This is a genomic window from Xenorhabdus khoisanae (assembly GCF_001037465.1).
Taxonomy (GTDB): Bacteria; Pseudomonadota; Gammaproteobacteria; order Enterobacterales; family Enterobacteriaceae; genus Xenorhabdus; species Xenorhabdus khoisanae.
On record NZ_LFCV01000025.1, the window covers coordinates 1 to 21,355 of the forward strand.

Genomic DNA, 21,355 nt, shown 5'->3' on the forward strand with positions numbered 1-21,355 from the left:
CTATCCATGTAACCGGTTTCATGAGGTGTGAAAATGTGATATTTGTCACAATTTTTTATATTGCTATTACTGAAAAAACAAAAATGGGGCTGTTACGAATCGGAGATTTGATTTTTGGTATTATGTTTTTAGTTATCTTAGTAACAACTTAACAGAAAATGAATTTTATACTTTAAGCTTTTTGGGAAAATATTTATCTAACCATTACACTTTGCTTGCAGTAAATCGCCGACTCCATACTAAGACCAGCACCAATACCGTCAGCGGTAATCCATGGAATATCAGGATCACGATGGAAGGTGGCAGCCAGACGTAGAACGGGGCAACCAGTAGCATACCTATCCCAAAGCCTGTCATCTGCAACAGCGTCAGCAAACTAAAAATCGGCAAGCGTAAGCTTTCCGGTTCGCTTTGTGCCCGTGAAATCAGGCTGACTTCCGCGATCCCATCACCCATGCCTGCCCAGATTGCAAATGTCAGTAGCCAGAATACGTTGCTTTGTTGGAAGGTGAGGATAAACCCGGTCGACATCAGAGCGACGCCGATAAAGAACAGTTTTTCCATCCTCAATAGGTTGCGGCTGCGCAGCAGATAGCTCGTTAATCTCGCGCCACTAAATTTCCCTATCGCCCATGTCGCCAGCAGTAATCCCATTGTGGTACTGGCATTATCGGGAGTCAGGAGTTTTGAAATAATAGGAAAACCAACATTATGGGCGGCGCTGCCCAGTGTATCGGCCAGGCTGAGAAACAGCATTCCTGCCAGTATGGGGGCACTGCGCAAACCGAGGCGCAACTCCCGCCATTCGTTACCCAGTTCTCTTGATGTTTTCTGCTCCGGTAAAGAGAGGAAACGCAGGGGCATAATCAGGATAGCCGCCAATAGATAAGTGATGATATTGACGGTGAATACCATTTCATAACCACTGCTTGCGACCAGCAGCCCCGAGACGAGGCTACCAAATACGGCTCCTGTAGCAGCGACAGAGGTTAACCAGGAATTAGTTGAAATGCGTTGGGAGGCGTGTACCCAATAGGGCAGTTGGCTGTTTAACCCGATAGCAAACATTGAGTTGCCTAAGCCAATGCCGAAGGCAATCATCGGTAAGATCAGTAATTGCTGTGATGTGGGGATCACCAATAACAGAGACAGCAAAATGACACGTACCAGATCAAAAAAGACCAGTGGCCATCTTCCCGCAAATCGTCTGAAAAATGGCGTTCCGATTAGGCTGGCGATGATACCGCCAGCAACACGGCAGGCAAGAAAAATACTGACGTGCATAACGCTGTTACTGAGCAGATAAACATAAGTGGAGGCCGCCACCATATTCAGGAATGCACCAAAATCGGAGACAAATCGAGCACTGACGATCAATAAGGCATTAAGGCTAGAACAACGCAAATTCAAACTATTTTCCTGACTTGACATTATTATTAGCTCTCTTGTTATTCAGGAAATTGCCGGAACGTCACCAGCAAGAGATCCCGAAATGCCGCGTTTGTAGGAGATACTTGTCGAACATTGCTTGCCCGATGATAAAGTTGTTTATCATTTATTGCGAGTGTTTCAAGAAAATGTTCCATTGCGGTGTGTAGTAAGGGGGAGCTTTATTTAAGAAGAATACTAAAGTGACTGAAGCACGATTAAATTTTTTTAAAATAAAATGATATGCCTGATTTGAGTTATTGGAAATAGGAAAGATTAAGGGAAATAAGAATTGAAATAGGAAGTAAAATGGATGAATGTTTAATAAAAATATTCATCCATTATTAAGGATTATTTAGCCAGATATTGCTCGATATTATTTTGAATACCTGCCGCATCCAGACCCAAATCAGCGTGAAGCTCTTGCTGTGTTCCTTGCGGTATAAAATAATCCGGTAAGCCAAGGTTTAATACGGGAATCGGCCGTTTTTCCTGCATCAGAAGTTCGTTAACTCCACTGCCTGCACCGCCCATAATGGCGTTTTCTTCCAAAGTTACCAGTAAATCATGGCTGTCCGCCATATCCAGTACCAGCTCTTTATCCAGCGGTTTGACGAAACGCATATCGACAACCGTTGCATTCAGGTTTTCAGCCGCTTGCAATGCGTAGGGCAACAATGTACCAAAGTTAAGGATCGCAATGCGCTCTCCCTGACGACGAAGCACGCCTTTACCTATTGGCAACGTTTCCAGTGGTTGAAGTTCGGCTCCGGTTCCTGCGCCGCGAGGGTAACGGACGGCTGTAGGGCCTTCTTGATAGTGATGTCCGGTATGCAGCATCTGGCGGCATTCGTTTTCATCGCTGGGAGCCATAATCACCATATTCGGGAGACAACGCAGGAAGGATAGGTCAAATGCCCCCTGATGGGTTTGCCCATCTGCACCAACAATGCCGCCACGGTCGATGGCAAACAGCACTGGCAAATTCTGGATGGCAACATCGTGGATCACCTGATCATAAGCGCGTTGCAGGAAGGTGGAATAAATGGCGACAATGGGCTTGTAGCCACCAATCGCCAAACCTGCGGCAAAAGTAACGGAATGTTGCTCGGCAATCGCGACATCAAAATACTGTTCAGGATATTCACGGGAGAAACGTACCATGCCGGAACCTTCTCGCATCGCCGGAGTGATCGCCATCAGTTTTTTGTCATGAACGGCTTCTTCACACAGCCAGTCACCGAAGATCTTGGAAAATGTCGGACGAGTATCCACGCTTTTGGGCAGGGAACCCGTCTTTGGATCGAATTTGGGCACAGCATGCCAACTGATTGGGTCTTTTTCCGCTGGCGCATAACCACGGCCTTTTTTGGTCATGATATGCAGGAATTGTGGCCCTTTCAGTTCACGCATATTTTTTAAGGTTTGGGTCAGCGCCAGTACGTCATGACCATCAACAGGCCCGATGTAGTTAAACCCAAGTTCTTCAAACAGCGTTCCCGGAACGACCATGCCTTTAAGATGTTCTTCGGTTTTTTTCAGCAGTTCTTTGATAGGAGGCAGGTTGGAAAAGACCTTTTTACCGCCTTCACGCAGTGTTGTATACAGCTTGCCCGACAGCAATTGTGCCAGATGGTTATTCAACGCCCCGACGTTTTCAGAGATAGACATTTCATTGTCATTGAGAATAACCAGCATATCAGGGTCGATATCCCCTGCATGGTTCATGGCTTCAAAAGCCATGCCCGCCGTGATGGCACCATCGCCGATCACACAAACGGTTTTGCGGCCTTTACCTTCGTGTTTCGCCGCGATTGCCATACCCAAGCCGGCACTGATTGAAGTGGATGAGTGACCCACACATAAGGTGTCATATTCACTTTCATCCCGCCACGGGAAAGGGTGCAGACCATTTTTCTGGCGAATAGTATCGATGCGATCACGACGTCCGGTTAAAATTTTATGTGGGTAGGCCTGATGGCCTACATCCCAGACCAAATTGTCAAAGGGTGTTTTATAAACAGAGTGAAGTGCGACGGTTAACTCGATAGCGCCAAGGCCGGAAGCAAAGTGACCACTGGAGCGGCTGACACTGTTCAGCAAAAATTGACGCAGTTCATCGCATAACTTTGGCAAAGTGTCTTTGGGTAGCAGGCGAAGCTCTTCTGGAGTCTCCGCCAATGCCAATGTTGGATATTTCGCTATATCAATGCTCATGCTATGCCTGTATAAAATGCTATACCCGTTAGAAGTTGAATATTAAGAACCCTATATTATCTGTGTGTAATTTCCGGGTTCACTCCATAATACGTTCTTATTGATTATTGGGTTTTTATATAACTAATGACCATATTAATTGGTGATTAATATGACCTGTTTTTTAGCTGTTTCTCTCAATGATAAAACCAGCCAGTTCTTTTAAGGTTGTGGTGTTATATGACTGCTTTTCCAATTCCGTGAGTGCGGCTATCGCTTCTTCATACAGATCCCGGGCTTTTTTCTGGGCTTGTTCCAGACCCAATAAGGCAGGATAGGTGCTTTTGCCGAGTTGTTGGTCGTTGCCTTGACGCTTGCCGATAATTTCAGTATTGCCAACGACATCCAAAATATCATCATGTACCTGAAATGCGAGGCCAATGGCTTGGGCATATTGATCCAACAAAGGCAATACTTCATGACCACGTTGTCCTGCACTATAAGCACCTATTCGGGCGGCTGAGCGTATTAATGCACCTGTTTTATGTCGGTGGATCTGCTCCAGCGAGGCAAGGTCGATCTGTTTACCTTCTGCTTCTAAATCCAGTGATTGTCCACCACACATCCCGGCAAAGCCACCGGCACTTGCCAGTTCAGCGATCATGGCAAGGCGGTCGGATAAGGCAACATCCGGCATATCTTGTTTTGCCAAAATTTCAAAAGCCAGTGACTGTAAGGCATCTCCCGCCAGAATGGCCTGACTTTCACCAAATTTGATATGGCAGGTGGGCTGACCACGGCGTAAATCGTCGTTATCCATGGCGGGTAAATCATCATGGATCAATGAATAAGCATGGATACATTCTAATGCGAGGGCAGCGGCATCAAGACTCTTTTTGGGAAGACCAAACATTTCGCCCACACTGTAAACCAAAAATGGGCGTAGCCGTTTTCCACCCAATACTGCCCCATATTGCATTGCTGTGCCTAATGGGCTGTTTAAAAAGGGTAATGAAGAAAATGTCGCCATCAGCTTATCATTGACATGTTGCTGACAAGCACGCAATTTTTCCTCAAAAGAGTACTCTTCAAAAGGAGTCTCGTATTGTTCAGACATAAATTTACTCAGCATCGGACGAAAATTCATCAAGTGGTGATTGTGCGTCATGATTCAATAAAATTTGCACTCGTTGCTCGGCCTGCTGGAGAGTTTTCTGCCCCTGTCTTGCAAGTTGAATTCCGCGTTCAAATTCATTCAACGCATCTTCTAATGGGAGTTCCCCGGATTCCAGCCGAATAACAATTTCTTCCAGCTCTTTCAACGAGCTTTCAAATACTGGAGTTTGTTCGGTTTCTGATGTTTGATTTGCTTTAGACATAATGATTTAACGTATGGTTATTTAACGAATTACAGCAAAGCAAGTTCGCTACAGAATTGCAGAGTACCCTACTACACCAAGAGAAATAAATCATGTGTTACCACTGTTTTTTTTACAGTCGATATAGCTAGATGATGTTATACTCTGCACCCTATCCAACTGAACACTTAAGAACAATCATTGACATTGTTTGTGATAGTTCAACATTGAATGACTACTATATCTTACTATGAAGTTTATCATTAAATTATTCCCAGAAATCACGATCAAGAGCCAAACTGTCCGTTTACGCTTTATTAAAATTCTTGCCAGCAATATCCGTAATGTGCTGAAAACATTTGGGGAAGGCATTGCTGTTGTTCGCCATTGGGATAATATCGAAGTTCGGGTCAAAAATGATAATCTCGGTGCAGAAATTTGTGACGCACTAACACGTATTCCGGGCATTCATCATATCCTGCAAGTAGAAGAGAGAGATTTTCGTGACTTGCATCATATCTTTGAACAAACTTACGAAACATATGGACATTTGTTGCCCGGTAAAACGTTTTGTGTTCGTGCCAAGCGTCGCGGCAAACACAGTTTTACGTCCAATGAAGTAGAACGCTATGTTGGTGGTGGTTTGAACCAGCATATTGAATCCGCCAAAGTTAAGTTGACTCATCCTGATGTGACCGTCAATTTGGAAATTGATCAGGATAAATTGATTCTGGTTAAAGCCCGTCATGAAGGGATCGGCGGTTTCCCTATCGGTACACAGGAAGATGTGCTGTCACTGATTTCTGGTGGGTTTGATTCCGGCGTTTCCAGTTATATGTTGATGCGTCGTGGCTGCCGTGTGCATTACTGTTTCTTTAATCTTGGCGGCTCTGCCCATGAAATTGGGGTGAAGCAGGTTGCTCATTATTTGTGGAACCGATTTGGGCGTTCCCATAAAGTCCGTTTTGTGGCTGTCGATTTTGAACCTGTTGTCGCAGAAATTCTGGAAAAGGTTGAAGACGGGCAAATGGGCGTTGTTCTGAAAAGAATGATGGTCAGAGCGGCCTCGAAAGTTGCTGAGCGCTACGGTGTACAAGCGATCGTCACGGGAGAGGCGTTAGGGCAGGTTTCCAGCCAGACTTTGACTAATTTAAGGCTGATTGATAATGCTTCAGATACGTTGATCCTTCGCCCTCTGATTTCTCATGATAAAGAACACATTATTAAATTGGCTCGTGAGATTGGTACAGAAGATTTCGCACGTACCATGCCAGAATTTTGTGGTGTGATTTCAAAAAGCCCAACCGTGAAAGCGGTTAAAGCCAAAATTGAAGAAGAAGAAAATAATTTTGATTTTGAGGTTTTGGAGCGGGCAGTGAGTGAAGCTCAGAATCTGGATATCCGCCAGATTGCAGAGCAAACCAGCGAGCAGGTTGTGGAAGTGGAAATGGTGACGGAATTTTCCTCCAATGATGTATTGCTGGATATCCGCTCTCCAGATGATCAGGATGACCGTCCGTTAAGCATGGGTGATATTGAAATTCAGTCATTACCTTTTTATAAACTGAGTACCCAGTTTGGCGATTTGCCGAAGGAAAAAACGTATTTACTCTATTGTGAACGTGGCGTGATGAGCCGTTTACAGGCACTTTACCTGCGTGAGCAAGGCTTTGAAAACGTGAAGGTGTACCGGCCTTGATTTAAGCTTAAAACATTAGGCTGCTTTTGGAACATGCCCTATAAGCAGCCTATGTCATGAGATGATTACTGGTAATTATTAATACCGGGCGGTAATACAAGTTGAGCGGCAACTTCTGCCGCCTTCTCTTTCCCTTTCAATAACTCAATCAGTTTTAAGGCAAAGTCAAAAGCGGTGGCAGGCCCTTGGCTGGTCAGCAAATTAACCCTTTCATCAAAATAAACCCGCTTATCAATCCATTTTTCTGGCGCAATTTTATCTTGCATACCGGGATAGCCAGTCATGTTTCCGATGGGGAAAAGTTGATGATATTCCAGCACAATAGCAGGAGATGCGCAGATTGCCGCAATGATTTTCCCTTGGCTTTGTGCTATTCTAATTTTTTCCACTACCAGTAAACTGTCCCGAAAACATTCTGCACCTTTTAACCCTCCGGGCAGGACAACGGCATCGAAATCTTCGTCCACGACATCAACTAAAGCAACATCAGCAACGATTTTGACACCGCGTGAACAGGTTAGTGTGAGGGTACCGTCTGTTTCGGTGCTGGCCACAGTAACATTGATTCCAGCTCGAACAAGTAAATCAATTGTTGTGACTGCTTCTATCTCTTCACTGCCATGAGCCAGGCAAATAAGGGCTGAGGCGCTCATATTCTCCCTCCTTGCGTTTAATATAATGATAAACAGCCGTATTTTCTGTGACAGGCAGGCCGTGTATACGTGCCCGGCGCAGTAAGAAACCGGTAATGTAGTCTATTTCTGTATGTCGTTGTGCACGTATATCTTGCAGCATGGATGAATAATTTTCGGATGTCTGCTCAATCACATTCATGACGTAATCAACGAGTGTCTGTTTGGTTGTATGGATACCATCATGTTCCATGACCCGGTGAATTTCGTCACACAGTAATTGAATGTGTGTAGCATGATGTTGTAATTCACCATTTTTGCAATCATGCATCACTGTGAGTGGGTTAATGACACAATTGACGGTAAGTTTCATCCAACTGATGGCGTGTATTTCATTATGCCATGCCACATCAGGGAGTGCGCAGTGCAAGATATCAGCCAATTCACTGAGTTTATTAGCATTGGCAGTCACTGAGCCAATGTGGGTGATACCCTGTGATTTGTGATAAACAATGCCATTTTTCCGATAGGCACCATGCGTGGTCACGCCAAGTAAAATCGGATTGGGGAGAGGCAAAAACTCTTCCAAGGTACCCATTCCATTGTGTAATAACAAAATTGGGCAATGGGGAGAAAGTTTATCTACAAGGTTATTAAGTGCGTCAGAAACCTGCCATGCTTTTAAACAGACCAGGAGTAATTTGCTTTCAGCGAGGTGTTTTTCGTCATTAGCCGGAAGTTGTTGATTAAAAACCTGACCATTGAAATTTTCGATATGGACGGAAACAAAAGGTTGTGGAACCCTTAACCATCCTTGAACACTGAGATTCTGTTTGGATAAGGCGGCAAGCCACAGTTTACCTATAGCGCCACAGCCAAGAATCGTTATTTTCATATTTCTTCCTTGAGAATCGCTTTCATGGGGAGCCTCGATTTTTAATTTAACGCTAACTGACCTCAAAACAGGGTAAAATTCCCAAAGATCACCAAACCTCCCGAGTATAGATCTTTTGCCAATAATGGAAAGCGGTTATCATGCCGATTTGTTGATTAGCAGGAGGTGACGGGTAATGCCATCATTTGATATTGTTTCAGAAGTTGATATGCAGGAAGTGCGTAACGCAGTAGAAAACGCACAAAGAGAGTTAACCAATCGCTGGGATTTCCGCAACGTCAACGCGAGCTTTGAGTTAAACGAAAAGAACGAATCAGTCAAAATTGCGAGCGAATCTGATTTTCAGGTGAACCAATTGGTCGATATTCTGCGTGAAAAATTTGCGAAACGCGGAATTGATGGCTCTGTGCTCAACATTCCTGAAAATATGGTTCACAGCGGTAAAACATACAGTGTGGAGGCTACGCTGCTGCAAGGTATCGATACACCGTTAGCGAAGAAAATTGTGAAGCTGATTAAAGACAGTAAGCTGAAAGTACAAGCTCAGATTCAGGGTGAACAAGTGCGGGTTACAGGAAAAGCACGTGATGATCTGCAAAGTGTCATTACATTGGTTCGTGGTGCAGAGTTAGGGCAGCCTTTCCAGTTTACGAATTTCCGCGATTAATTTCCGCTATAGATGGGTTTTTGGGCGAATTAACGCAATTTTTAAGGCTGATTTCTTGAAATACGGCAAGAAATTGTGAATTTGTCCAATGGGAGAGGGCTATTCAACCCTCTCTCAATGCGTTATTCCTGAAACAGGATACCAGCTTAATTGCTCACTAATAACCTTTCCAATAATTACTAACCTTTCCAATAAAATAGCACGATGTCATCACACGCCGTACTTTCACCGTACTTTCACCGTATTTTTAAGTATAAATCTTGTGAATCGTAAATCCCACTTTGTTACGGATATAGCAAAGTTACGAACACAGCAAATTATTCATGGGATGATACAATTTGCTCTAATTGTGCACGGTTGGTCAGTTTGGTATCAACTTTGACGTAGGCACTCAGCTCTTCTGGTACGATGACGATATCTTTTACGCCAGTCTGCGCCAATATCTTTTTCTCCAGACTATCCGGGGTGGGCAATTGTTCAGGCAGAATAAGTCTGATGCTACTGACATACGGAGGTTGCCGTAATGTGAGGCTGATAATAAACCAGAGTGTAGTCAGTGCTATCCCACCCATAAATACCAATGATGCACCTTGCAGCTCATAAAGCATTCCACCGAGAATTCCTCCTAAAGCAACCCCAAGGAATTGGCTGGTAGAGTAGACTCCCATAGCAGTGCCTTTATAGCCCGCAGGGGCTTCTTTGCTGATAAGTGAAGGCAAAATGGCTTCCATGATATTAAATGCCAGAAAGAAGATTTGAATGCCAGCAAAGATCCCCCAAAGATGTGAACCCTGTGACCATAAAACGACTTCTGCAATGAATAGCATACCGATGCAAAGTAAAAATACTTGTTTCATGCGACGCTTGGTCTCTGCGTAAATAATGAAAGGCAGAACAGCAACGAAAGAAATAAGTGTGGTAATTAAATACACTTTCCAGTGTTGTTGCGGAGGAAAACCCACTTTTTCCATGATGAGGGGCAGGGCAACAAAACTCGACATCAGTAAAGTATGTAGGCTGAGAATACCAAAATTGAGTTTTAGTAATTGGGGATCGGAGAGTACGCGTTTAAAGCTGCCCCGGGCAAACCCGGATTCACGATTCAGAACATGTTTATGTGTATTTGGTACGGCGAATAATGTAATTAAAATTCCACAGCTTGCCAGCACTGCGATTGCCCAAAACAGGCCATTTAAGCCAATGTGATGGGTAATAATAGGGCCGACGACAATAGCAAAGGCAAATGTAATACCAAAGCTAATGCCGATAAATGCCATGGCTTTTGTTCGATTCTGTTCGCGGGTCAGATCAGAAAGCAATGCCATGATTGCGGCAGATATTGCCCCTGTGCCTTGTAAGGCTCGCCCAATGATAATGCCCCAGATAGAGTCACTAAGCGCTGCAATAATACTGCCTAATACAAAAATGAGTAGTCCGCCGATGATTAAGGGCTTTCTGCCAATTTTGTCTGAAAGTAACCCAAATGGGATTTGGAATATTGCTTGTGTTAATCCGTAGATACCAATAGCAATTCCAATAAGTGCTTCTGTCGAATCATGTAGTTCTAAGCCATAGGTCGTCAGAACGGGTAGAACCATGAACATACCTAACATGCGCAGAGAGAAAACGGAACCTAAACCCCATGTCGCCCGACATTCAAGCGGAGTCATTTTATTATCGTTCATGGATACCTCAAAAAATCTGATATGACATTTGACTTAATTGGATGGGGGCAAACTGAAAAAGTATGTTTGCAGCCAAATAATTCGTCATTGAGTAAAGAGATAAAGGAAAGGAAAAGATGACAGGGCTTGCCCTGCCATCTTTGATATTACCAGACGTAAGTTAGTAGGCTTTCTGGAGATGCTGATGAATCTACAGACATCATGACGCTTAATGACATGATAGCGACAATAGAAAACAGGAATAACTTACGGGCCCAAATACGGTCATTGGAGGTTTTATAACCTGACAATGCCATACCCAGCCACCAGATACTCACTGCAGCAGCTACGACGAGATACTTATAACCCGCATAGCCACTAATAGTTAGCATCAGAGTAGCAACCATAAAGGCCAGAATATACAGAGTGATGTGGTTTTTCGCGACCGCAATACCTTTAATCACTGGCAATACTGGGATGTTGGCCGCTTGATAATCCTTGAACCGAAAAATAGCAATGGCATAAGAGTGGGGCATTTGCCACAAGCTGAAGATCAACAATAAAATCAACGCGCCTGTATCAAAATGTCCCGCTACTGCACAGTAACCAATCACGGGTGGTGCTGCGCCTGACAAGCTACCAACCAGCGTGCCATAAACAGATTTTCTTTTCATGTAGAGGCTATAAACCCCAACATAAACGACAAATCCGATGAGAGCTAACTGCATTGCTAAGGCATTGGCTGCTACATAGAGCAGCACTATGCCAGCAATACCTAACACTGAGGCGTAAATCAGGCTGATTTTCGGATCGATAAGCCCTTTCACAAGGACCCTCTCTTTTGTTCTTTCCATGATACGGTCGATATCGCGGTCGATATAGTTGTTGAATACACAACCTGATGCTACCACCAGCGATACCCCGACCATCGTTGCAAAGAACAAGGGGTAATCTATTACGCCCTTGGAAGCGAGTAGAAAACCACCAATCGCAGAAATTAGATTCCCGAAAATAATTCCTGGTTTGGTCACTTGCAGGTATTGCTTAATCATTCAAATCAACCCTTAATCAACCATCATATTGATGTTCAGGTTGTACATAATCCACAGAGAGCCAACAACAACAATAGCGATGACCAGTAATGTGAATATTAACGCAACGAGGTTCCAACGCTCTTCAGACGATGTATTCATGTGCAGGAAGCAGATGAAATGAACAAAGATCTGAATAACCGCCATAACGACTACTGTTATCAGGATTGAGCTGTGTGAAGCAGTACCATCCATCACCATCCAGAATGGGATCACGGTCAGTATGACTGACAGAACAAAACCAATCATATAGGTTTTGAAACTACCGTGGCTGGCGCCGGAATGAGAAGTATTTGGATGACTCATTACATAGCTCCCATCAGATAAACGACAGTAAATACACAGATCCATACGACGTCGAGGAAGTGCCAGAACAAGCTCAGGCAGTTCAGACGCATACGGTTGACATCAGTCAGGCCACGGCGTGAAACCTGAATCATCAGGATAATGATCCAAACCAGACCGAAGGTTACGTGTAGACCGTGAGTAGAAACCAGTGCAAAGAAAGCAGACAGGAATGCACTTTTATCAGGGCCAAAGCCTTCTGTGATCAGTTTATGGAACTCATACACTTCCATTGAAACGAAGCCAAGGCCAAACAGGAAGGTAACAAATAGCCACAGGTTAACTTGACCAACTTTACCTTTGTTCATGCTCAGCATGGCGAAACCGTAGGTGATACTACTGAACAACAGCAGGAAGGTTTCAACCAGCACAAATGGCAGTTCAAAAATCTGTTTACCTGTTGGGCCGTCCGCAGTGCCGTTAACCAGCACTGCATAGGTAGCGAACAGACTTGCAAACAGAATCAAGTCACTCATCAGGTAGATCCAGAAACCAAATACTTTGTTGGCTCCTGTATCGTGGTGCCCATGAGCGTCATGGGCGGCTGTGTTATTAAGGGTTTGAGTCGACATTATTTCACACCTGCCTTTCTCAGTTCTTCGTAACGCTGACTTTCAACTTTCTCGACTTCAGCTACAGGAACGTAATAATCAACGTCTTCATCAAAGCTTTTCACGATGCAACTGATGATGATGCCAGCGAAACTTGCAATAGCCATCCACCAGATATGCCAGATCATCGCGAAGCCGAAGACCAGACAGAATGCACTGATGATCACGCCAGCGCCTGTATTTCTAGGCATATGAATTTCTTCATATTTAGCAGGACGCTTATATTCAGTGCCTTTTTCTTTCATATCCCACCATGCATCACGAGTTTGGATGTGTGGAACTTCAGCAAAGTTATAGAACGGTGGTGGAGATGAAGTTGACCATTCCAGAGTACGGCCACCCCATGGATCACCAGTCAGGTCGAGGTTTTGGTTGCGATCACGGATACTGACGTAGAACTGGATAACCTGACACAGAATACCCAAGGCGATTAAGACAACACCACCAGCGGCAACCACCAGCAGAGGATGGAATTCTGGGTTGATGTCTTGGCTCAGACGACGAGTCATACCCATGAAGCCCAGTGCATACAGCGGCATAAAGGCAACAAAGAAACCCGTGATCCAGAACCAGAATGCACGGACACCCCATTTTTCATTCAGAGTGAAACCAAATGCTTTCGGGAACCAATAAGTTGTGCCTGCGAAGCAGCCGAATACCACACCGCCGATGATAACGTTATGGAAGTGAGCAATCAGGAACAGACTGTTGTGCAGAACGAAGTTCGCACCCGGTACTGCCAGCAGAACGCCGGTCATACCACCAATGGAGAAGGTGACCAGGAAGCCAACAGTCCACAGCATTGGGGTTTTGAATTCGATACGACCACGGTACATGGTGAACAGCCAGTTGAAGATCTTAACCCCGGTCGGGATGGAGATAATCATCGTGGCGATACCAAAGAAGGCGTTAACGTTCGCGCCGGAACCCATGGTAAAGAAGTGGTGCAACCATACAATGAACGACAGGATGGTAATAACGATTGTCGCCCACACCAGTGAGGTATAACCAAACAGGCGCTTTTTCGAGAAGGTTGCGGTGACTTCTGAGAAGATACCAAAGACAGGCAGAACCAGAATGTAAACTTCAGGGTGACCCCAAGCCCAAATCAGGTTGATGTACATCATCATGTTGCCGCCCATATCGTTGGTAAAGAAATGGGTGCCCAGATAACGATCCAGAGTTAACAGTGCAATAGTTACTGTCAGGATTGGGAACGCAGCAATGATCAGTACGTTGGTACACAGTGAAGCCCATGTAAATACAGGGAGTTTCATCATGGACATACCGGGTGCGCGCATGCGCAGGATGGTCACGAAGAAGTTAACACCTGTCAGCAATGTACCTACACCGGAGAGCTGAAGACTCCATATCCAGTAATCGACCCCGACTCCCGAGTTATATTCCAGACCCGATAGCGGTGGATATGCCAACCAACCTGTTTGTGCAAACTCACCTACCCCCAGAGAGATGTTGATCAGTGCGACACCGACAACAAATAACCAGAAGCTCAAGGAGTTCAAGAATGGGAATGCAACGTCGCGAGCTCCGATTTGCAGAGGAACCACGATGTTCATCAGACCGACAACAAAAGGCATCGCCATGAAGAAAATCATGATAACGCCGTGAGCGGTAAAGATCTGATCATAATGGTGCGGAGGCAGGAAACCTGCTTCGCCAGCGGAAGCGAGGGCTTGCTGTCCACGCATCATGATAGCATCAGCGAAGCCACGAACCATCATTACCATAGCAACGACGATATACATGACACCAATTTTCTTATGGTCAACGCTGGTTAACCATTCACTCCAGAGCCATTTCCATTTACGGAAATAAGTCAGGGAGCCAGCAACAGCCAACCCCCCAAGCAGGATCCCCAGCAATGTCACCACAATAATGGGTTCATGTAATGGGACCGCATCCAGTGTTAATTTTCCCCACATGCCTTTATTCCTCAACACCTGAATGAGCCGGCTGACTCATATTCATATTATGACCCGCAGCTTCACCATGTTCTGTTTTGCCATGATTTGCCATGCCATGCATACCACCATGACCCATGTCACCCATGAATTTAGCAATGGTTTCTTGGAACAGTTTTTGTTTCACGCTTGAGAAGTATTCAACTGGGTTGTTTTGGCTTTGTTTAGCCAACTCATTGAATGCTTGCACGGTATCCAGGGTTTTAGGTGATGCTTTAACTTTCTGCACCCACTCTTCAAAACCTGCACGATCATCAGTTGCTGTTGCAGTAAATTTCATGCCTGAGAAGCCATGACCACTGTAACTTGCTGAGAACCCATCGTATTTACCTGATTCGTTAGCAATTAAGTGCAGTTTTGTCTGCATGCCTGCCATTGCATAAATCTGACCACCTAACTGTGGAATGAAGAAAGAGTTCATCACAGAGTCAGAGGTGATTTTGAAGTTAATTGGAACATCTTTCGGGAATGCAATTTCGTTTACAGTTGCAATACCCTGTTCCGGATAGATGAACAGCCATTTCCAGTCAAGGGAAATCACTTCGATCGTCACCGGTTTTACATCACTGTCCAATGGCTTATATGGATCGAGTTCATGAGTCGTTTTCCATGTAATCGTTGCCAAAGTGATGATAATCAAGATAGGCACTGTCCAGACGACAAGCTCAATTTTATTTGAGTGTGCCCAGTTTGGACGATAAGTTGCAGATTTATTGGCTTCCCGGTAACGTACAGCAAAAATGACTGCCATTACGATAGCCGGAATAACAACGATCAGCATCAAGCCAAACGCTGTTAGTATCAGCGTTTTTTGCTCGGCGCCGATCGCCCCTTTGGGATTCATCAATACCATATCGCAACCACTTAGCATTAAAGTGGCTGCGAGTAGCGACGATAACCCAATAGTTTTTTTGTATTTCATAAGTCTCATTGAGCGACCCCAGATAACAAAAGCTTTATTGTCGTTTCATCAGTGGGGGCATTCTACGGTATGGTTACCGGAGTGTAAACAATTGTAATAGAAGCAGGTTAGCTTGTAGGCTTTTTATGTTAGAGGGATCACATGTAATGTGAGATTTAACAAAAAGTTAACTTCGTATGGTTATCTTAACCAAGAAATCAAAATAGGTAATTATTTTAGATTAACTCTTTATTTTTTAAAAGAAAATTCTTACAGAAATCAAAGGAAAAATGCCTAAAATACGCTTTCTGAATAATGGGATAACTACTACTTATTTGACTCAATGAGCAGCCAGAGGCTGCTCACGGGTTAAATTAATCTCTAGAAGTTATATTTTACACTATAAACAATACCATCCTGCCAGAAATCTTCTCCCAATTTGTTGTCTGCATAACGGTATTGAATTCCAGTTGTAAAAGAAGGGTGAGGAGTCCACCACAATGCGATAGCGCCATTCACACCTTCGCGTCCGCCGTTGCCGTAGCGCTGATTGCGGTTCAGTTCAATTTCATTCCAGTTTGTAACGCTGAATTTTTGTTCCCAAAGGTTGAAATCGTATCCGGCAACCCAGCCTACAACATAACCGTTGTTTCCTGAGTAGAAAGTTTGGTCAACATAGTGCAGTGCGACGAAAGGCTTGAACCAAAGCCCTGCAAGATTAGCGTTATAGCCCAATCCGTAGAGTGTGTTGACTTCATGGAAGTTTCCGCCATTCGTTTTGCCTGGTAATGAATAGGTTCCATAGACGTGACCATAAAGGTTGAAACCGGTATCACCCAAATAGAAACGCCCTGTTGTTTTGAAGGTATAACGTTGGTTATCACCTGGCTGGGCAGTTTTACTGTTAAATGAGTTTTCTAAATCAGCGAAACCATAGAGTTCGCCCCAGTTAAAGCCTGCTCCACCTTCTAGTTCTAGATAAGCGAAATCATCTTTATGTGAAGTTTGCCCGGTTTTTTGTGTGGTGTGCTTGTTCCAGTCAAGGTAGTTCATGCTGACATTAGCAAATCCCCACTGGTATTCCGCACAAGCTGAGGCAGAAACCAAGGCAGTAGCAACTGCGGAGAGTGTCAAAATATGTCTTTTCATAAATTCCCTTTATATGTTTTTAAGGTGGTTAAAGATATTTCGAATAGTTCGAAATGAAATACGTTCAAATGATAATATTTGTTAGTTCGAATATAAATAATTCCGTCCTGAAAAAGATGTTTTTTGAGTCACATAATGGTAGTTTTTTATTTTACTTGTGAAGTTTGTCACTAAAAAAAGCAACAGAAGACTGAACTTTGTTAGCCTTCTGTTGTAAGAGGTTGGTGTAATAGCGTTTACTAACGAAAATTTGCCAGCGTATTGACCGGAAGTAACACCCTAAGTGAGGTTAGTTCTTCTCAACGCCAAATAATCCAGAACTCCCCCCAGAACCAGACCAAAAGCCCCAATAGCCACGCCCCATGACAACATAGGCGATATCACGTCACTGATATGACTAATATTTAGGAGATGGGGCTGAAAAGCTAAAGGTAAATAAATGGCTATATGACTAACAAGGAATATTAGAATGCTTAATATTAGCCAAACGACAAAGAGAAGGGCGGCACATATCATGGCAATAAAAGCTAATCGGTAATGGTTGCCAAATAATGTCCGGGAAATAAAACCGTCATTTTCCTGAGTGTAAATTAACGTCTTACGGCAGATGAACAACAGTACAAGTCCCGGTAATCCGATCACAACAGAGAACAGATAAAACATCGGCCAGCCGTGTGCTTCCGCGAACCATCCCGCTACAGGACCAACATAAACCCGACCAACTGCTGATAATGCAGAAAGCAAAGCGAATTGTGTCGCTGAAAACGATTTATTACACAGTGTCATCAATAGTGCGACAAATGCCGCTGTTCCCATACCACCGCAGATATTCTCCAGAAAAACAGCAGCCCCCATTGTATAGATGTCTTTAGGAGTAACAGCCAGTATCCAATATCCGAAGTTTGAAACGGTTTGCAGGATGCCAAATATCATCAAGGCACGGAACAAGCTCAACTTATGCATCAAATAGCCGCCGTACAATGCGCCGACAATGGTAGCAGCAAGTCCGAGCGTTTTATTGATCATGCCAACTTCAGCAGCATTGAAACCAACACCACGAATAAGGAAGGTAGTACTAAGTGAAAGAGCGAAAGCATCAGCCAGTTTATACAGCACAATCAATAACAGGATAAGCCAGGCATTATTTCGACTGAAAAAATCAGACAAGGGTTCGAATACTGCCTGATGTAATGTTTTTGGCGGTGCATTACTGATTTCTGGTTCTTTAGCCATCAGAGTGGCATAAACACCAATCAGCATCAGACCAGCCATAATCCAATACATATTTTGCCAACCGATATAGGCAGTCATCAATAAAGCGAGTCCACCGGATACCAGCATAGCCAGCCTGTATCCCAGTACAGAAACAGCGGCTCCTGAGCCTCGTTCTTCCTGTTTTAGTAAGTCTGTTTTGTAGGCGTCAAAAATAATGTCTTGGGATGCCGAAAAAAATGCAACAGTAACAGCTAATGCAGCGAGCCACCATAAATGCTGGGATGGCTGAAGAAATCCCATCGCAGCAATACTGACAACCAATAAAAGTTGAGTAATGAGCATCCATCCCCGTCGACGTCCTAAAAATGAAGGGGAATACCGATCCATTGCGGGTGCCCAGAGAAATTTAAAAACATAGGCTTGACCAACCAAAGTGAAAAAACCGATAGTTCGTATATCGATATTTTCGACAGTCATCCATGCTTGTAATGTTCCTGCTGTGAGTGCAAGAGGCAGACCTGAGGCAAAGCCCAGTAATAGAAGGGTCAGATATTTGCGTAATACAGATAGGTTTAAATAACTATGGTTAGTCATGAGCCTCCCAAAAACTTTCTGCATACTATCTGATTTTCCAGAATCAGACAGAAAGTTTATTTATTATCCGGTTAGCGAACGTTTTGTTTAATGAAGGTGCTGACTGAGGAGTCCTGAGCCATGTCTGCGATCACATCAGATAAGACAGTATTTACGGCGTCAGCAATTTTTGCGTTTGTTGCACTCAATGGCCCTTGGACATTGTAGCTAGTACGATAGTTTTTAATCTGCTTACTACCGTCTTGAGCATAAACAACAATGGAGATCTCTGCTTTTGCTGAAATATCATGACGCAGGCTGCCTTCTTTTACGTTGGCATAGAGCTGATTTACAATGACTTGCAAATTGGCATTAGAGGGGGAGCCAATCATATAGCCGCGAGCTACCATTTGCTTTTCCAGTGCTTCTTGAAGTAAAAAGCGTAAGTCGCGGGAAGGGACTAACGTGACTAATCGTGCATCGCGATTAATTTGGGCCAGGGCTTGAGATTGACGGTGGTCGACCCCACTAATATTGATTGTAATCGCTTTCATTGTTGGATCTGCTTGTGGCAGGGTAATTTTGGGCTGAATAGCCAGTGTATTACCTGAGTCTGCACAGCCAGATAAACCAGTTAAAAAGAAAAGCGTAATCAATGAAATAAATATTTTCTTTAGCATTTAGGTTTTCTCAATTCAAGATTCGAGTATCCGACATATTAATACAGTAGTATAAACAGCCGTAATCATAGCATTGCCATTGGTGGCGGCATATCCCTGATGATTGAAACTCAGGGAGAAATACCGCAAAGCAATTCTGTTAAAGAGATTTGGTTATCCCGATGTTATAAATTATGGGAAATAAACTAGAATCAATGATGTGGTTGATAAATAACCTTTGGTGATTAAGGAGAATGAGATGGTTCGTCAGGAAATAGAAACAAAGTTACGGGCGGCATTTAAGCCTTCTCATCTGGAAGTGATCGATGAAAGTTATCGTCACAATGTGCCAGCAGGTTCTGAAAGCCATTTTAAAGTTATTGTGGTAAGCAATGAATTTGTTGAACAAAGAATGCTCAGTCGCCACCGCTCAGTATATAGTATTTTGGTTAAAGAGCTGGAAGAAGGCGTACATGCTTTGGCACTTCATACCTATACGGAAAAGGAATGGGCAGAATTGGGAGATACAGTTTTGGTTTCCCCTGCGTGTCGTGGAGGAAGTACAACGACATCAAGCTTTTGATTTTTCTGGATAATCCAATGGCCTGTCTGGTTTTATTTTATTAATCTGGATTTAATTTTAGATGGCAGCCTTCGGGCTGTATTTTTGTTTATATAAATATCGCATAAACAATATCGTGACGGAGTCATTGAGTAACGTTTATCACATAACTCAACGAATCATGCATGCTTTTGTCTGCAATTCTCGACTCATACTGTCTGCGCCGCTATAATGCTGCGTCTAAATTTTTAGAATGGTTTCGGGACGCTTCTGATCACAGGGATTCTCGGTTTTTAAATGCGACCGCCCCGGTTCTTAAAGAGTGCTGCAATCCGCTTTTTTAAGCATCGCAGTCATTCTGAAGTTGACCGAGCACTATGATTTTTTTGAGGTAACAAGATGCAAGTTTCTGTTGAAACCACTCAAGGCCTTGGGCGTCGTGTGTCAATCACCGTTCCTGCTGCCGATATCGAAAAAGCAGTTAGCAGTGAACTGGTTAATGTAGCAAAGAAAGTCCGTATTGATGGCTTCCGTAAAGGCAAAGTGCCAATGAAGATCGTTGAGCAGCGTTATGGTGCTTCTGTTCTTCAGGATGTTCTGGGTGATCTGATGCAAAGTAATTTCATCAATGCGATCATTGAGCAGAAAATTAATCCAGCAGGTGCTCCAAGCTACAAACCAGAACAGTTCAAAAATGGAGAAGACTTCACTTATGCAGTTGAGTTTGAAGTTTATCCAGAAATCGAACTGAAAGGTCTGGAAGAAATTGAAGTTGAAAAACCTGTCGTTGAAGTTAAAGACGCAGACGTTGACACCATGCTGGATACCCTGCGTAAGCAGCAGGCAAATTGGAAAGAAACTGATGAAGCAGCAACTGCGGAAGATCGCGTAACTGTTGATTTCACTGGTTCTATTGATGGTGAAGAGTTCGAAGGCGGTAAATCAGCTGATTTCGTTCTGGCAATGGGCCAGGGCCGTATGATTCCTGGTTTTGAAGATGGAGTCGTTGGTCACAAAGCAGGTGAAGAATTTACCATCGATGTGACTTTCCCAGAAGATTACCATGCAGAAAACCTGAAAGGTAAAGCTGCGAAGTTTGCGATCAACTTGAAGAAAGTTGAACAGCGTGAACTGCCAGAACTGACTGAAGAGTTCATCAAGCGTTTTGGTATCGCGGCGGGTACTGTTGAAGGTCTGCGTACTGAAGTTCGTAAGAACATGGAACGTGAACTGAAAAATGCTGTTCGTAATCGCATCAAAACTCAGGTTCTTGATGGTCTGGTTAAGGCTAACGAAATTGACGTTCCAGCAGCAGTTGTTGATGGTGAAATTGATGTACTTCGTCGTCAGGCAGCTCAACGTTTTGGCGGCAATGAAACACAAGCTCTGGAACTGCCACGTGAACTGTTCGAAGAACAGGCAAAACGTCGCGTTGTTGTTGGCTTGCTGTTAGGTGAAGTTATCAGCAGCAATGAGCTGAAAGTCGAAGACGAGCGTGTTAATGCACTGATCGAAGAGATGGCTGCTGCTTACGAAGATCCAAAAGAAGTTGTTGAATACTACAGCAAAAACAAAGAAATGATGAACAATATTCGCAACATTGCTCTGGAAGAGCAGGCTGTTGAACTTGTTCTGAGTAAAGCTAAAATTTCTGAAAAAGAAACTGGCTTCAATGATCTTATGAACCAAAATCAACTGGCATAAGTTTCATTTATTGATTGCCTGAGA

The 21,355-nt window shown here is 43.8% G+C and carries 20 protein-coding genes; 4 read left to right on the forward strand and 16 right to left on the reverse strand.

All coding sequences use genetic code 11. The features are described from left to right. Positions 1–204: 204 nt before the first annotated feature. The 5 genes from AB204_RS04240 to xseB form a co-directional block, all read right to left on the reverse strand. Positions 205–1,431, reverse strand: a complete 1,227-nt coding sequence (locus AB204_RS04240; protein WP_047962143.1) for an MFS transporter — start codon at positions 1,429–1,431, stop codon at positions 205–207. Positions 1,432–1,448: 17 nt separating this feature from the next. Continuing rightward, positions 1,449–1,586 (reverse strand): 2OG-Fe dioxygenase family protein, encoded by a 138-nt coding sequence (locus tag AB204_RS21175; protein ID WP_235428022.1) that lies wholly within the window; start codon positions 1,584–1,586, stop codon positions 1,449–1,451. A gap of 193 nt (positions 1,587–1,779) precedes the next feature. Beyond that, a complete protein-coding gene (dxs, locus tag AB204_RS04245) occupies positions 1,780–3,645 on the reverse strand; it encodes a 1-deoxy-D-xylulose-5-phosphate synthase (RefSeq protein ID WP_047962144.1) in 1,866 nt (621 codons plus the stop codon). Positions 3,646–3,808: 163 nt separating this feature from the next. After that, positions 3,809–4,741: a (2E,6E)-farnesyl diphosphate synthase gene (ispA, locus tag AB204_RS04250; protein ID WP_047962175.1), complete on the reverse strand. Its 933-nt coding sequence runs from the start codon at positions 4,739–4,741 to the stop codon at positions 3,809–3,811. 4 nt (positions 4,742–4,745) lie between these two features. Continuing rightward, positions 4,746–5,003: an exodeoxyribonuclease VII small subunit gene (gene xseB / locus AB204_RS04255; protein WP_047962145.1), complete on the reverse strand. Its 258-nt coding sequence runs from the start codon at positions 5,001–5,003 to the stop codon at positions 4,746–4,748. Positions 5,004–5,232: 229 nt separating this feature from the next. Here xseB and thiI point away from each other — a divergent pair, with 229 nt between their 5' ends. Further along, positions 5,233–6,681, forward strand: coding sequence for a tRNA uracil 4-sulfurtransferase ThiI (gene thiI, locus AB204_RS04260; protein ID WP_047962146.1), 1,449 nt, complete (start codon positions 5,233–5,235; stop codon positions 6,679–6,681). A 65-nt stretch (positions 6,682–6,746) separates the two neighbouring features. On the opposite strand, the gene yajL is transcribed toward thiI, so the two are convergent. Then, positions 6,747–7,334 carry a protein deglycase YajL gene (gene yajL, locus AB204_RS04265; protein WP_047962147.1) on the reverse strand — a complete coding sequence of 196 codons (588 nt, stop codon included), beginning with the start codon at positions 7,332–7,334 and terminating at the stop codon, positions 6,747–6,749. Further along, positions 7,294–8,208, reverse strand: coding sequence for a 2-dehydropantoate 2-reductase (gene panE, locus AB204_RS04270; protein ID WP_047962148.1), 915 nt, complete (start codon positions 8,206–8,208; stop codon positions 7,294–7,296). Before panE ends, yajL begins: the two co-directional genes overlap by 41 nt. Positions 8,209–8,383: 175 nt before the next feature. Here panE and AB204_RS04275 point away from each other — a divergent pair, with 175 nt between their 5' ends. After that, a complete protein-coding gene (locus AB204_RS04275; RefSeq protein ID WP_047962149.1) occupies positions 8,384–8,875 on the forward strand; it encodes a YajQ family cyclic di-GMP-binding protein in 492 nt (163 codons plus the stop codon). A gap of 317 nt (positions 8,876–9,192) precedes the next feature. Here AB204_RS04275 and AB204_RS04280 read toward each other — a convergent pair whose 3' ends face one another. The 9 genes from AB204_RS04280 to AB204_RS04320 form a co-directional block, all read right to left on the reverse strand. After that, positions 9,193–10,560, reverse strand: coding sequence for an MFS transporter (locus tag AB204_RS04280; RefSeq protein ID WP_047962150.1), 1,368 nt, complete (start codon positions 10,558–10,560; stop codon positions 9,193–9,195). 146 nt (positions 10,561–10,706) lie between these two features. After that, complete coding sequence (cyoE, locus tag AB204_RS04285; protein ID WP_047962151.1) at positions 10,707–11,591, reverse strand: heme o synthase; 885 nt, start codon at positions 11,589–11,591, stop codon at positions 10,707–10,709. A 12-nt stretch (positions 11,592–11,603) separates the two neighbouring features. Then, the gene (locus tag AB204_RS04290; RefSeq protein ID WP_047962152.1) at positions 11,604–11,936 is read right to left on the reverse strand and encodes a cytochrome o ubiquinol oxidase subunit IV; all 333 of its coding nucleotides are present in this window, start codon (positions 11,934–11,936) and stop codon (positions 11,604–11,606) included. Next, on the reverse strand, positions 11,936–12,547 hold the full coding sequence (locus AB204_RS04295; protein ID WP_047962153.1) for a cytochrome o ubiquinol oxidase subunit III: 612 nt from the start codon (positions 12,545–12,547) through the stop codon (positions 11,936–11,938). The genes AB204_RS04290 and AB204_RS04295 overlap by 1 nt, the downstream gene beginning before the upstream one ends. Then, positions 12,547–14,529 (reverse strand): cytochrome o ubiquinol oxidase subunit I, encoded by a 1,983-nt coding sequence (gene cyoB / locus AB204_RS04300; RefSeq protein WP_047962154.1) that lies wholly within the window; start codon positions 14,527–14,529, stop codon positions 12,547–12,549. Before cyoB ends, AB204_RS04295 begins: the two co-directional genes overlap by 1 nt. Before the next feature lie 4 nt (positions 14,530–14,533). Next, a complete protein-coding gene (gene cyoA / locus AB204_RS04305; RefSeq protein ID WP_047962155.1) occupies positions 14,534–15,499 on the reverse strand; it encodes a cytochrome o ubiquinol oxidase subunit II in 966 nt (321 codons plus the stop codon). 351 nt (positions 15,500–15,850) lie between these two features. Next, positions 15,851–16,618, reverse strand: a complete 768-nt coding sequence (locus AB204_RS04310) for a nucleoside-specific channel-forming Tsx family protein (protein ID WP_047962156.1) — start codon at positions 16,616–16,618, stop codon at positions 15,851–15,853. A 279-nt stretch (positions 16,619–16,897) separates the two neighbouring features. Further along, entirely contained in the window at positions 16,898–18,427 is a 1,530-nt protein-coding gene (ampG, locus tag AB204_RS04315; RefSeq protein ID WP_047962157.1) for a muropeptide MFS transporter AmpG, read from the reverse strand. Between the two features lie 71 nt (positions 18,428–18,498). Then, the gene (locus AB204_RS04320) at positions 18,499–19,086 is read right to left on the reverse strand and encodes a lipoprotein (protein WP_047962158.1); all 588 of its coding nucleotides are present in this window, start codon (positions 19,084–19,086) and stop codon (positions 18,499–18,501) included. Between the two features lie 238 nt (positions 19,087–19,324). Between AB204_RS04320 and bolA the strand changes: the two genes are divergently transcribed. Both bolA and tig read left to right on the forward strand, forming a co-directional pair. Beyond that, positions 19,325–19,648: a transcriptional regulator BolA gene (bolA, locus tag AB204_RS04325; protein ID WP_047962159.1), complete on the forward strand. Its 324-nt coding sequence runs from the start codon at positions 19,325–19,327 to the stop codon at positions 19,646–19,648. 378 nt (positions 19,649–20,026) lie between these two features. After that, positions 20,027–21,331: a trigger factor gene (tig, locus tag AB204_RS04330; protein ID WP_047962160.1), complete on the forward strand. Its 1,305-nt coding sequence runs from the start codon at positions 20,027–20,029 to the stop codon at positions 21,329–21,331. The last annotated feature ends 24 nt before the right edge of the window (positions 21,332–21,355 follow it).

Coding starts and splice junctions, on each gene's coding strand:
- AB204_RS04240 (WP_047962143.1), bottom strand. CDS start 1,431: ATGTCAAGTCAGGAAAATAGTTTGAATTTGCGTTGTTCTAGCCTTAAT.
- AB204_RS21175 (WP_235428022.1), bottom strand. CDS start 1,586: ATGGAACATTTTCTTGAAACACTCGCAATAAATGATAAACAACTTTAT.
- dxs (WP_047962144.1), bottom strand. CDS start 3,645: ATGAGCATTGATATAGCGAAATATCCAACATTGGCATTGGCGGAGACT.
- ispA (WP_047962175.1), bottom strand. CDS start 4,741: ATGTCTGAACAATACGAGACTCCTTTTGAAGAGTACTCTTTTGAGGAA.
- xseB (WP_047962145.1), bottom strand. CDS start 5,003: ATGTCTAAAGCAAATCAAACATCAGAAACCGAACAAACTCCAGTATTT.
- thiI (WP_047962146.1), top strand. CDS start 5,233: ATGAAGTTTATCATTAAATTATTCCCAGAAATCACGATCAAGAGCCAA.
- yajL (WP_047962147.1), bottom strand. CDS start 7,334: ATGAGCGCCTCAGCCCTTATTTGCCTGGCTCATGGCAGTGAAGAGATA.
- panE (WP_047962148.1), bottom strand. CDS start 8,208: ATGAAAATAACGATTCTTGGCTGTGGCGCTATAGGTAAACTGTGGCTT.
- AB204_RS04275 (WP_047962149.1), top strand. CDS start 8,384: ATGCCATCATTTGATATTGTTTCAGAAGTTGATATGCAGGAAGTGCGT.
- AB204_RS04280 (WP_047962150.1), bottom strand. CDS start 10,560: ATGAACGATAATAAAATGACTCCGCTTGAATGTCGGGCGACATGGGGT.
- cyoE (WP_047962151.1), bottom strand. CDS start 11,591: ATGATTAAGCAATACCTGCAAGTGACCAAACCAGGAATTATTTTCGGG.
- AB204_RS04290 (WP_047962152.1), bottom strand. CDS start 11,936: ATGAGTCATCCAAATACTTCTCATTCCGGCGCCAGCCACGGTAGTTTC.
- AB204_RS04295 (WP_047962153.1), bottom strand. CDS start 12,547: ATGTCGACTCAAACCCTTAATAACACAGCCGCCCATGACGCTCATGGG.
- cyoB (WP_047962154.1), bottom strand. CDS start 14,529: ATGTGGGGAAAATTAACACTGGATGCGGTCCCATTACATGAACCCATT.
- cyoA (WP_047962155.1), bottom strand. CDS start 15,499: ATGAGACTTATGAAATACAAAAAAACTATTGGGTTATCGTCGCTACTC.
- AB204_RS04310 (WP_047962156.1), bottom strand. CDS start 16,618: ATGAAAAGACATATTTTGACACTCTCCGCAGTTGCTACTGCCTTGGTT.
- ampG (WP_047962157.1), bottom strand. CDS start 18,427: ATGACTAACCATAGTTATTTAAACCTATCTGTATTACGCAAATATCTG.
- AB204_RS04320 (WP_047962158.1), bottom strand. CDS start 19,086: ATGCTAAAGAAAATATTTATTTCATTGATTACGCTTTTCTTTTTAACT.
- bolA (WP_047962159.1), top strand. CDS start 19,325: ATGGTTCGTCAGGAAATAGAAACAAAGTTACGGGCGGCATTTAAGCCT.
- tig (WP_047962160.1), top strand. CDS start 20,027: ATGCAAGTTTCTGTTGAAACCACTCAAGGCCTTGGGCGTCGTGTGTCA.